The organism is Dyadobacter sp. CY343 (genome assembly GCF_021390335.1).
Taxonomy (GTDB): Bacteria; Bacteroidota; Bacteroidia; order Cytophagales; family Spirosomataceae; genus Dyadobacter.
Map to the genome: position 1 here is coordinate 38,917 of NZ_JAJUXK010000006.1, position 11,693 is coordinate 50,609.

Annotated in this window: 9 protein-coding genes; 6 read left to right on the forward strand and 3 right to left on the reverse strand. The window is 46.1% G+C overall.

Annotation, left to right across the window (positions count from 1 at the left end; genetic code table 11):
• Positions 1–19: 19 nt before the first annotated feature.
• The gene (locus tag LZG94_RS19990; RefSeq protein ID WP_233793565.1) at positions 20–697 is read left to right on the forward strand and encodes an outer membrane beta-barrel protein; all 678 of its coding nucleotides are present in this window, start codon (positions 20–22) and stop codon (positions 695–697) included.
• A gap of 139 nt (positions 698–836) precedes the next feature.
• Positions 837–3,242 (forward strand): ABC transporter permease, encoded by a 2,406-nt coding sequence (locus LZG94_RS19995; protein ID WP_233793566.1) that lies wholly within the window; start codon positions 837–839, stop codon positions 3,240–3,242.
• A 69-nt stretch (positions 3,243–3,311) separates the two neighbouring features.
• Here LZG94_RS19995 and LZG94_RS20000 read toward each other — a convergent pair whose 3' ends face one another.
• On the reverse strand, positions 3,312–3,884 hold the full coding sequence (locus tag LZG94_RS20000; RefSeq protein WP_233793567.1) for a hypothetical protein: 573 nt from the start codon (positions 3,882–3,884) through the stop codon (positions 3,312–3,314).
• A gap of 156 nt (positions 3,885–4,040) precedes the next feature.
• On the opposite strand from LZG94_RS20000, the gene LZG94_RS20005 reads away from it, so the two are divergent.
• The 4 genes from LZG94_RS20005 (at position 4,041) to LZG94_RS20020 (ending at position 7,446) form a co-directional block, all read left to right on the forward strand.
• Positions 4,041–4,658 carry a Crp/Fnr family transcriptional regulator gene (locus tag LZG94_RS20005; protein ID WP_233793568.1) on the forward strand — a complete coding sequence of 206 codons (618 nt, stop codon included), beginning with the start codon at positions 4,041–4,043 and terminating at the stop codon, positions 4,656–4,658.
• Complete coding sequence (locus LZG94_RS20010) at positions 4,655–4,828, forward strand: type II toxin-antitoxin system PemK/MazF family toxin (RefSeq protein WP_233793569.1); 174 nt, start codon at positions 4,655–4,657, stop codon at positions 4,826–4,828. Before LZG94_RS20005 ends, LZG94_RS20010 begins: the two co-directional genes overlap by 4 nt.
• A 296-nt stretch (positions 4,829–5,124) precedes the next feature.
• Entirely contained in the window at positions 5,125–6,387 is a 1,263-nt protein-coding gene (locus LZG94_RS20015; RefSeq protein ID WP_233793570.1) for a hypothetical protein, read from the forward strand.
• A gap of 171 nt (positions 6,388–6,558) precedes the next feature.
• On the forward strand, positions 6,559–7,446 hold the full coding sequence (locus LZG94_RS20020) for a dienelactone hydrolase family protein (protein ID WP_233793571.1): 888 nt from the start codon (positions 6,559–6,561) through the stop codon (positions 7,444–7,446).
• A gap of 3 nt (positions 7,447–7,449) precedes the next feature.
• On the opposite strand, the gene LZG94_RS20025 is transcribed toward LZG94_RS20020, so the two are convergent.
• Together LZG94_RS20025 and LZG94_RS20030 are read right to left on the reverse strand one after the other, a co-directional pair.
• The gene (locus tag LZG94_RS20025) at positions 7,450–9,615 is read right to left on the reverse strand and encodes a glycosyltransferase family 39 protein (RefSeq protein WP_233793572.1); all 2,166 of its coding nucleotides are present in this window, start codon (positions 9,613–9,615) and stop codon (positions 7,450–7,452) included.
• Between the two features lie 354 nt (positions 9,616–9,969).
• Entirely contained in the window at positions 9,970–11,679 is a 1,710-nt protein-coding gene (locus tag LZG94_RS20030) for a PQQ-dependent sugar dehydrogenase (RefSeq protein ID WP_233793573.1), read from the reverse strand.
• Positions 11,680–11,693: the final 14 nt, after the last annotated feature.

Sequence of the window (11,693 nt, forward strand, 5' to 3'; positions counted from 1 at the left end):
GTTACTTCTCTATTCTTTCATGAAAAAATCATTACTTTTTTTGTTAGTCTGCGTATCGTGGACTGTCGCCGGTTATGCGCAAGAAATGTCAGAAACACGTAACAGGAATGTGCGCGACGACGGTTTTGCGCGCTGGCAGTACCGATTACAGGGCGGCTACGTGCGGCGCATTGCACGCATCAGCGACCAGGTTGCGCCTGGCACGCAGGATTATCTGAAAAAGATGAAATCGGGCTATACGTTTGGCGGAGATATCCACTATTTCGTTTCAGAGCCGCTGGGATTTGGTGTGAAGTACACTCACAACGGTTACCAATATACGGAAGCAGATTTCAAGGATAAGATCAGAATGAATTATTTTGCGCTTTCGGGTTTAAACCGGCTTATACTCCGGTCTGAGGATGAAGTTTTGCTGGGAGTGAATGTGGGCTATCAATCCTACCGCGACCAGCTTGCCGCTTCCGGGGCTGAACTCGCTATTACAGGCGGTACACTGGGTGCAGGCGTTGAGATCGGATATGCATTCAGGCTTTCGCCAGGTACCAAAGCATTTTTGAACCTCTCCCTCTTGTCAGGCACGATCACGAAGGTAAATGTAGAAACCGGTGGTCGGAAAGAAACGGTAAAGCTAGACAAAGACGAATTTGAAGGACTCGGCAGACTGGAACTTACACTGGGGTTGCGTTTTGGTAAATAAGTTGTCGCGTCCGTAAATAATCAATAGTTGTTCGAAACTGGACGTTTCAAATAAGTAAAAACCTCTGAATCAGCCGCTTGACAGACTGGTATCATATTTTAGTTTGCAAATAATTCCTTTACCTTTTGCCAAATCAGATATGATCCAAAACTACTTCAAGATCGCATTCAGGGGTTTTTACAAAAACAAGGGTTATACGCTGATCAACATATCCGGACTGGCGCTTGGCATGGCGATGGCGATGCTGATATTCCTGTGGGTTTGGGACGAATGGAACTTCAATAAAAACGTAGAAAATTACGGGCGCGTGGGTAGGGTAATGCACCACGCTGCTCAAAACGGAACTAGCGTTAGCTCACCCAATATGCCGTTTCCCCTCGCCACAGCGCTACGGGAAAGTTACAAGGCAGATTTCGAGCACGTAGCAGTTTCTTGGGATACCGAAGATTACACGCTTGCCTGGGGAGCTCATAAATTCAAAAAGAAAGGCCGGTTCATCGAAGCTGGCGGCGCAAAGATTCTCGCCCTCAAAATGGTCGGCGGCGATGCGGCGACGCTAGAAGACCCGTCGAAAATATTGATAGCGGAATCTGCGGCAACCTCTATTTTTGGGAAAACAAATCCGGTCGGGCAGCTTGTGAAGATCGATAATGAGCTGGAAGCGATGGTAGCCGGCGTGTACCACGATTTCCCTCAAAATTCAGACTACTATAACCTGTCATTTGTAGCGCCCTGGACGCTTTTTACTGCCGTTAAACGCAGACAGTGGGTCAACGAGCTGGCAGACAATTGGGAAATCGAAACCTTTGAAATACTTGTCCAAACCACAAAGAACACTTCCATTGAAGCTGCGTCGGCAAAGATCAGAAATGAGCTGAACAAGCATTCTAAAGAGGGAAAAAAGGCCGCAGTTTCCATTCACCCAATGGGTAAGTGGCATCTTTATTCTTCCTGGGAAAATGGGATCAATACCGGCGGGCAGATCTATTATTTGAAGTTATTCATCGGAATTGCGGTTTTTATCCTGCTATTGGCTTGTATCAATTTCATGAACCTCAGCACGGCACGTTCCGGGCAGCGGGCGCGGGAAGTGGGGGTACGTAAGGCGGTCGGATCGGGGCGTACGCAACTCATATTCCAGTTTATCACGGAGTCTTTTCTGGTTGTAGCCTTCTCTTTTTTAGCGGCTCTGCTCATTGTTCAGCTTGCATTGCCGCAATTCAATGCAATTACTGAAAAGCAGATCGAGCTACTTGACCCGAATGGAATTGTATCTAACCCTTACTTCTTACTGACGTGCGCCGGTTTCTGCGTGCTGGTGAGCTTCCTGGCCGGCGCTTATCCTGCATTTTATCTGTCTTCTTTTAAGCCAATCAGTGTTTTAAAATCGAGCTTAACCCATTCCAGCGGGCATTCTTTGACACCGAGAAGAATACTTGTTATCCTGCAATTCACAATCTCCATTTCCCTGATCGTCGGCACGGTGGGTGTTTTCCGGCAGATACAATTTGGGCTGAACAGAAATATCGGTTATGACAAAAGCAATCTGATCAATGTAAAAATACCACCTGGAAGTGTGCGCCTGGATGCGTTGAAAAATGACCTGCTGCAATCCGGCGTGGTGACTTCCGTCGCCCAGTCTTCCGGCCCGGTTACGGATGTCCTGTCCAATGCAAGAGGGTTTGAATGGGCAGGCAAAGCGCCTGATAACCAGGATGAATTTGCAGTAATCGCAGCATCGCATTCGTACGGGAAAACGGTCGGCTGGCGGGTTGTTGCGGGACGGGATTTTTCGGAAGCGTTTTTAGCCGATTCATCGGCGATCATCGTGAACCAGTCCGCAGCCAGGTATATGGAACTCGCCGATCCGGTCGGGAAAAAGGTGGGGTGGAAAGACGGTACTTTCAACGATACCGAATATCATATTGTAGGTGTAGTGCAGGATATGATCATGCAATCGCCCTACGAGCCTGTGAAACAGACGATTTACTTCATGACCTACGCTCCTAATTATTTGTACATTAAGCTGGATCCGAAGACTCAACTGGGAAATGCGCTTGCAAAAGTCCGTACCCTGTTCGACGAGCACGTACCAGGTGCAGTTCTCGATATTCAATTTGCCGAAGAACAATATGGTTCTAAATTTCATGCTGAAAATCGGATTGGTAAACTGACTTTCCTCTTCGCTGCGATCGCTATTTTTATATCCTGCCTCGGTGTATTCGGGCTGGCTGCATTCACCGCAGAGCAGCGGCGGAGCGAAATTGGCATCAGGAAAGTACTCGGGGCTTCGGTAGCGAGTGTCTGGAAACTGATCACCAAAGAATTCGTATACCTAACCGTGATCGCCATTTTCATTGCCATACCAATAAGCTATTATTTCCTCACCGAAATGCTGGCCAGGTACCAATATCGCTCGACTATTCCCTGGTGGATTTTTGCCGGGTCGGGGCTGGCAGCTCTTGGAGTGACTATTTTAACCGTGAGTTACCTGGCAATTAAGGCAGCGCTTTCAGATCCTGTGAAGGCACTTCGCTCTGAGTAACAATTCGTGCATTCTTTGTTCAAACCGCCACAAATCCGATTCTCTTTGTCGGCCGGCACCTCGTTTTTTTTAAAATCTGAACCTCAATCCCGTATTCAAAACCCCTTTATAACCATAACCCAGCTCCGTAAACACGCCCACTTTTTTCCCAAACCTGACCCCAACCGGAGTTAGCTGCGCAGTCATTCCCTGCGTGACTGTGGACGTATTTTGCGCATCGAAAGAGGCTTTCATTACATAAAATCCAACTCCTGCCGTCGCATAAACATTAATTCCGGGTTTCCTGACATAGAACCACGTGACTTCCCCGGCTGTTGTAATCGTCTTCACATCCATTTGCGTATAATCCGTGTAGCGGAAGTTGCTTTCATTCGCAAAAGCATTATAGCCTGTCGCGCCGCCGATGGCAATGCGTTCCGAGATATAGTATTTATAGCTGACAAACGGAGCTCCTTTTCGAAACGTAAAGCTTCGGGCACCGTGATCGCTGATGCGTGCAAATCCCATCCACAAATTGCCCAGCATATTTTCGGAAGGCAACACGGCGTAACTGGCGGTAATTTCACTACTTCCCTTATCCTGAGCAAAGCTCGGCAGCGTGAGGAGCAGCATTACTATCATTTGCGATACAGTTTTCTTCATGATCCGATCCATTAGGTTTTTGTCCAATTCAAAGTAACTTGGATGATATTAATTTATAACTTGTCGTAGGACATAGATTCATCTTGTTCTCCGACAAGATGGGCGATTTCCGGAAAAATGGATTTGACAAAAACGTAACCCTAACCATGTATTTTTATGAAGGCCGCAGAAGATATTAAGCCGCTGCAACAGCTATTGGAAGCTTCTAACTTCATTCTCTCTGAACCGGTCAAGGCGCGTTTTCAGGAAAGTCTCAAACGGTTTATGATCCCGAAAGGCCGCGTGCTGATCGATGTGGGGCAGGTTAGCCAGTGTTTGTATTTTATTGAAAAAGGCGCAATGCGTACCTACTATCTGCGCGGCTCTGAGGATATTACTTCTCTGCTCGTCTCCGACGGGGATATTGTTTGTATTGCAGAAAGCTTTCTTTTGCAAAAAGCGTCGAGCGACGTACTGGAAACTTTGGAGGATACTTCCGGGTATTCTATTTCCTATGCTACTTATCGAAAACTGGTTGAAGAGGATGTTTATATGGCCGGACTAGCGGTAAAGTTGCTTGAACAACATCTTATCAATTTCACTGACCGGGTGAAAGTGTTCAAATACCTGTCGGTCGAGCAGCGGATCGCACATTATATCAAGCAGCCGTCGTCACTTTTCCGCCGCATCCCCGACCATTACATTGCCACTTACCTGGGTACCACCGCCGCTACATTCAGCAGATGCCTGAAAACGGTCAATATGGAAAAAAACACTGGCGCTAATTGCCCATGAAAGCCTATCCGTGGCGCGTGGATTGTGTTATTCAATCCAAAAATGGGTCTATTGCCTGTGACCAGATCCGGGTAGTAGACAAGATCAGGCTGAGCTCAAAGATTTCGGGATTGTCTTCCAACGAAGTAAAACAATTGAAATCCGTATTGCAGGAGATGTTTGTCGACTAAATCAGTCGTTGCAAGCAATTTTTTTATTTTTTCCTGCACTGTATGAAATTTCTAAAAGTTTCATTTACTTTGAAACACAAAGTACTTTTTATATTTTCCGGAAAAGCTATTTTGCGAGAATAATCTCACGGACTTCGTATAAATAACAGGAATGAAAACCCACATAATAAATTTAGTTGCATTTTTCACTTTGAAACACAAAGTACTTTATATTTTCTCACTACACTCACAACCTTAAAAACTATGAAGGCAAAAAAATAGAAAAACACCCGGGAAACTAAAAGACGAAACAGATCATGTTAACAACCGACAAAATGAAAGACGAGATTATCAACAACATCCAGAATCCCAGACAATTAGAAGAATTGTACCGGGACAACAAAGCCACTTTCAGGGGCGCATTTAATGCCGTTTATTCGGATATCAGAGAGCATGTTACCGCCCAGATTTGGCACGAAAGGCTGAATTTTGAGACCAACGATATTTCCTGGGGCACCAGCAAAGAGCGGCTATTTGTGATCATTGCTTCGTTTCTGGCAGGTTTGACAGCAAAAATCCCGGACTTCACCGGCATCAATCCTGAATACTTTTACCCCAGAAACATTTCTTTCGTCGTATTTCCGCTGCTAACCGCTTATTTCCTCTGGAAACAGCAGGTTAATATCAGAAAGGCGCTCATCGCGGCAGTAGCTATCCTGGTTTCCGTCGTTTACATTAACCTCCTTCCCGACAATCCAAAAAGTGACACACTGACGCTGGCTTGTATGCACCTGCCGCTTTTCCTGTGGGCGATCCTGGGGTACGCGTTTGCCGGAGATAGTTTACATACCTATAAACGAAGACTCGATTTCCTGAGATACAATGGCGATCTGGTGGTAATGACTACGATTATCCTGATCGCCGGAGGTATATTGTCAGCCGTCACAGTCGGGCTTTTTTCACTGATCGGCCTTCGAATAGAGGAACTATACTTTCCCTACGTCGCAATATGGGGACTGGCGGCGGCTCCTATCGTAGGTACTTACCTCGTACAAACGAATCCGCAACTTGTGAGCAAAGTGTCTCCGGTGATCGCAAAAGTATTTACGCCGCTGGTATTGGTGATGCTTACGATTTATTTGTCAGCCGTAGTTTACACTGGCAAAGACCCGTACAACGACCGCGAATTCCTGTTGATATTCAATGCATTACTAATCGGAGTGATGGCGCTTATCCTCTTTTCGATTGTTGAAACTTCTAAAAATACAGGTAATAAAATTCCGCTATTCATGCTGCTCGGACTGGCGGTTCTGACTATTACTGTGAATGGAATCGCATTGTCGGCGATCATTTTCAGAATTTCCGAGTGGGGCATTACCCCAAACAGGCTGGCCGTATTGGGCGGTAATGTGTTGATCCTGATAAACCTGTTACTGGTAACTTACCGGCTATTCCGTACGATCAAAAATGGAGACGCTATTGCCGGGGTAGAATACAGCATCGCTTTTTTTCTGCCTATTTACGGAATATGGACCTTGGTGGTAACCTTCGTTTTTCCGGTACTTTTTGGGTTTAAATAAATAAAAATCCGGTATTGATTTACTGAAATGCGGCGTGGTGCCAGTTCACCGCGCCGCATTTTTGCATTCCATACCAGCTTGCCCGAAGAATAGCAAGAAGCTTGTGCGTGAACCTAGTATGACTGCGAATAAAAGAGCTTTTATCAGATATAACATTTAACTAAAGTAAATATGGACCAGATCAGAAAGGAAGATATCAAACAAGAGGTATTTGATCTTTACGACGACTATGCGCACGACCGGATCGACAGGCGTAATTTTGTCCAGAGTCTGTCGGCTTATGCGGTTGGTGGTATTACAGTTGCTTCATTAATGGGTTTTTTAATGCCTGATTACCAAGGCGGTATTCAGGTCAAAGCGAATGATCCCCGACTACAATCCGATTATATTCACTACGATTCTCCCAAAGGCGGGAAGAAAATAAAAGCGTTGCTGTCCAAGCCGGAAGGTGCGACAGGCAAGCTTGGAGGTATCATTGTTGTGCACGAAAACCGCGGCCTGAACCCGCATATTGAAGACGTAGCCAGACGGGCCGCGCTCGCAGGTTTCGTCTCGCTTGCGCCCGACGCACTTACACCGCTTGGAGGCTACCCGGGAAACGATGATCAGGGAAGGGAGATGCAGAGCAAACGCGATAGAAATGAAATGTCCGAGGATTTTATTGCTGCTTACGATTACCTCAAAAATCACAAAGATTGTAACGGAAAGGTTGGAGTGGTCGGCTTTTGCTTTGGCGGCGGCATTGCCAATATGATGGCTGTGCGCATTCCCGAACTTTCGGCTTCGGTACCTTTCTATGGCGGCCAGCCCGCGCCTGAGGATGTTCCGAAGATCAAGGCCCCGCTCCTGTTGCATTATGCATCGCTGGATACGCGGGTGAACGAAGGCTGGCCGGCTTATGAGGCGGCATTGAAGGAAAATAAAAAAGAATACAAAGCCTATATGTATCCCGATGCAAATCACGGCTTTCACAATGACACTACGCCGCGCTACGACAAAGCGGCTGCCGAACTGGCCTGGAAACGTACGATCGATTTTTTCAAAGAAAAACTGTCGTAACACCTAGAAAAGGCTCCGGTCGCAGCTTGGTTTTTTCAGCTTGACCAATTGCAGCAACTGGCTGGTGTAAATTGTATCGATGTTTGCTTTGGGTACAAATTGCACCAGCAGTTCCGGGTCGTCGGAAAGGATATAATCATAACAAAATTCCTTTTGCGCATTCTTCAATACCATCAGCTCCTGGTTGTAGCGGATATATTCCATTTTGCCCGGCTTGTCCAGTTTGCTCGCAATAGCAGACCAGTAATGGTAAAATCCGTTATGGCGCCTGAAAAATACACCTACATTTTTATGGTCCCCTTCCATGTGTTCGAGTAAGGGTTTAAAGTTGGTATAATTATTAGGGTGGCTGAGGAAATAGGCTTTGTCGCGCTCCATTCCTATGATATTGGAAGCGCGGTCGAGGTCGTAGTAGCCCACCTTTTCAAGCAGCCCGAATACCTTTCTGCGTTCGTTGTAGCCGGGCCACGATTTCAGGGGATGACAATTATTTGCGCCGGGAAATTCGTAGTATGCTCCCAGATATTTTTCATATAAAACCGCCTGTTCACCGCCCGTTTCGCAGATCGCCACAGGAATATGCCCGATCGCTTTTCGTGTAAGAAAATTAATTGAAACGAGTTCCTTGTTCGGATTCCCGTAAACAAACGGAAGCGAAGAGAGCAAGAGGGGAATTGTCAGAAACGCCTGTTTCCAGCGAAAACTGGTAAAAATGAATGCGGCCAGCAACGCGCCCATTGCGAAAAACGGCATTTGCGTGCGGGTGCTCCACAGCTGAAATTTCATTAGTGTACAAAAAACAATAAAACCCAACGCAGCGCAGATCCAAAACCATTTGAAATCCCACTTACCCGCAACAAACAACAGCATGACGCTCATCATCAGGATGATCCAGAAATGCAGGGTATTGGGTACCATATCTTCATGAACTGAATATTTGACTGAAAATTCGTCCACATTCAGATCCTGATCATTAATATCCACGGCCATTTTTTGATGCAGATCCCTGATGCGTGAGTCCAGAAAATTATTAAAGCGCGTGTCGGGCAGGCCGAGGTTCAAACCTGCATTTTTGACCAATCCCGAGAGCGTATAAACGATCGAATGCTTTTGCGCCGGCAGTACTTCGGAAGCAAATACCGTTGAACGGAGCGGGCTCATTACGTGACCGAACAGGGCATAGTTACGGTAAAAAAAAGGCCCGAATACTATTCCAAGACACATGATCGCCAGCAGCAACACCCGAATTGCATATAAGAACCGGTATTGAACCAGAATTTTAACCGCGAAGAAAACAGTGAAAGGCAGGGCGAAAATAAAAATGGTGTATTTGGAAAATCCGCCGAATGCAAGCGACAAAAGGAATGCAGCCAGCGTTAATGTAGATTTTTTTACCAAAAACTGATACCCGAAATAAACGTAACAAGTTAAAAAGAAACACGCGCAATAATCGACCTGTGTGCTGGTACTTTCAAAAATGCCGATGGGCAATGTTAACAGGAAAATGGTAGCCAGTAACTGCCCTCCCTGGCCTATTTTAAAATGCTTCGCAAGTAAACCGATACCCGCCAGCGACCCAAGAAATGCACTGAACTGGATAATCCCAGCGAACTGATCGGAACCTGAGAGCAAAACGGTGTCGAGTACGAGGTATTCTGCAAATACATTCAGGTAGAGCTGCTGCAAATGCATGGTCGGGAAATGGTCCAGGTTACCATTATTGATCCAGAAAAGTATCCGGTTCAAATGGTACATATGCGAATCGTAATTGTTCGGTGGCGCATATACTGACAGAAAAAACAGCGGCAGAATGTAAAATACGAGTGCTGATAAAACGATCCATTTATAAGCCGGCTTTACGCCTTTCAGCCGGAATACGCCATTTAACAGAGCCAGATCGGCGAGGCGAATGCGACGTGAACGCTGCAAATAAGCAATAGTGCCAATTAAGATAGCTACCTCAGCACCCCAGAATAGCTTGGCTGTCAATGCATTGATTGCGTCGAAAACAGAGAATAGCTCATTATACACAAAAATCACTATCGCATTCGCAAGCAGCGCGTAAATGAACGAAACACGGATATTGGAATAGCTGCCGGTGGCCGGGCGAGTAAGCAAAAAGAGTATAAAGAATAAGGCGACAGAAACAAGAAGCAAGCAAAAAGCCATTAGTTCTTAGGGAGTCAGTTGGGCGTAAACAGAGCCAATGCTGATGAACGTGATCTGCATTGAACAGGTCAAAAATAGCCAACTACTGACAACCTGAAAAGCCTTTTAATCATTCTTATTTCCAATGGTTACAAATTGCCGCTAACCGGCAGGGATAAATTATTTAATGGATTATTTCCAATTAAAAGGACTATTTCCATATATTTGCAACTCTCAATCTGACTAAAAATTAAATTGGGTTTAATAGGGTTGTATAATAAAAACACCTTGCTCGCTCTGCGGACAGGGTGTTTCTGTATAAATTATAGTAAAGACGGTTTCAGGAAAACCGTAAGTTTACCTGCATTGGCGTTATCAGTCTGTAATCAGTACTTTCTGCTGTACCACTCCGTCCTGATCCGCCAGGCGAACAATGTACAGGCCGGAAGCGGCTTCATGCAGCGGAATGCTGATCTCGCCACTTTTTCCGGATATTTCCTCCCTCAACACTACCACGCCGCCCGCATTGACCAACTCTACCGATTGAAATGTCCGGTTCAGATTCAAACTAAGTTTGTTGTCATTGATCACAGTCGGCCGGACGTAAATGCCGGACGTTTCTTCATCACCAATTTTAACCAGAATAATTTTCGAATACTCGAAAGTGTTATCGATATCTACCATTTTGAGGCGATAGTAAAGGTTTCCGGTGCTTTTTGTCAAATGAGAAAAACGATATACCGACCCAGCGGCTGCATTTTCTGCGAGCACTTTTCCTACATTTTTAAAGTCCCGCGCATTGCTGCTGAATTCTACTTCAAAATTGCTGAAAGCTTCCTCCATCGTCGTATTCCACGTGAGTGAAACCCCTTCATTCCCTTTTTCTCCCTGAAAATTAGCTAACCTGACAGGCAGCGGCTCCTCTGCAAAAATCTGGTATACCGCGTCGTCCTTGACCGCATAAATTTCACCAGCCTCGTCTTCTCCAATATCCACCGTGCCCGCAAGATCGCCCTTCTCATAACTGATATAAGACTGGCTGCGCAGTATTTTGTGAATATCCCCTGAAAAATAATCGGTACCAATATAGAATCCGTACATCAGCGGATAGGCGGATCCACGGTAAACGACCCCGCCGATTACAGACTTCCCGCGGTCGTCGCCATTGACGTAAGTATAAAGCGGGGCTACGTAATTTTCCACTGGCAAGCACCCGGTGCGATCAATGTCCGGCGTGGGTATATCGCCTTCAAAACAGCGCCAGCCGAAGTTAGAATTGCTGATCAATGCGGCGGGACGGAAATCTATTTCCTCCCTCTGCCCTTGTCCAACATCGCCGATCCACATATCTCCGGTTAGCTTGTCGAAGCTCCACCGGAATGGGTTTCTCAATCCCAATGCATAAACCGGACTACCAGAAATCGGGTTAGTAGGCGGAATCTGGTAAGGTAATGTTGCCCCAGCCTGTACATTTACATCAATACGCAGAATTTTACCCAGCCAGCTTGAAGGATTCTGTCCATTATTTGCTCCATCATTCACGCCGCCCCCGTCACCTGTCGACAAGTACAGAAAACCGTCCGGCCCGAAATGCATTTCTCCACCATTATGGTTGGTTGCATTGGGATGAGGAATCGTGATAATTTCCTGATAAGTGCCGGAACTGGCCGCGTTGCCGGAAGCTGTGTATCTGGCTACAACCAGGTTACCAGCGAGGTTTGTGTAATAAACATACATGAAACCATTGGTGTTGAATTGAGGATGAAAAGCAATGCTTAACAGTCCGTCCTCACCATCCGCAGACCTCACGATCGGGGTCGGCAAGTTCATATTCAGGAACGTAATTGCTGTGGAGGGTGCTGCTGGTAAGAAAACTTTGATAGTACCTGCTCTCTCGGCTATGAAAATACGATTTGTACCGTCGCCTGCGTGCTTCAATTGCATCGCATCGGTGAGTCCTTCCATGACCGGATTATCAAGGTCAATCTCTACATTCGGATTTTGCGCCGAAGTTCTGATGAAGGTTGCCAGCACAAGACTTGCGGCCAGGATCAATGCTCTTTTGGTTTGGTTAAATTTTCTCATAATCAACTGGTTTG

Coding starts and splice junctions, on each gene's coding strand:
- LZG94_RS19990 (WP_233793565.1), top strand. CDS start 20: ATGAAAAAATCATTACTTTTTTTGTTAGTCTGCGTATCGTGGACTGTC.
- LZG94_RS19995 (WP_233793566.1), top strand. CDS start 837: ATGATCCAAAACTACTTCAAGATCGCATTCAGGGGTTTTTACAAAAAC.
- LZG94_RS20000 (WP_233793567.1), bottom strand. CDS start 3,884: ATGAAGAAAACTGTATCGCAAATGATAGTAATGCTGCTCCTCACGCTG.
- LZG94_RS20005 (WP_233793568.1), top strand. CDS start 4,041: ATGAAGGCCGCAGAAGATATTAAGCCGCTGCAACAGCTATTGGAAGCT.
- LZG94_RS20010 (WP_233793569.1), top strand. CDS start 4,655: ATGAAAGCCTATCCGTGGCGCGTGGATTGTGTTATTCAATCCAAAAAT.
- LZG94_RS20015 (WP_233793570.1), top strand. CDS start 5,125: ATGTTAACAACCGACAAAATGAAAGACGAGATTATCAACAACATCCAG.
- LZG94_RS20020 (WP_233793571.1), top strand. CDS start 6,559: ATGGACCAGATCAGAAAGGAAGATATCAAACAAGAGGTATTTGATCTT.
- LZG94_RS20025 (WP_233793572.1), bottom strand. CDS start 9,615: ATGGCTTTTTGCTTGCTTCTTGTTTCTGTCGCCTTATTCTTTATACTC.
- LZG94_RS20030 (WP_233793573.1), bottom strand. CDS start 11,679: ATGAGAAAATTTAACCAAACCAAAAGAGCATTGATCCTGGCCGCAAGT.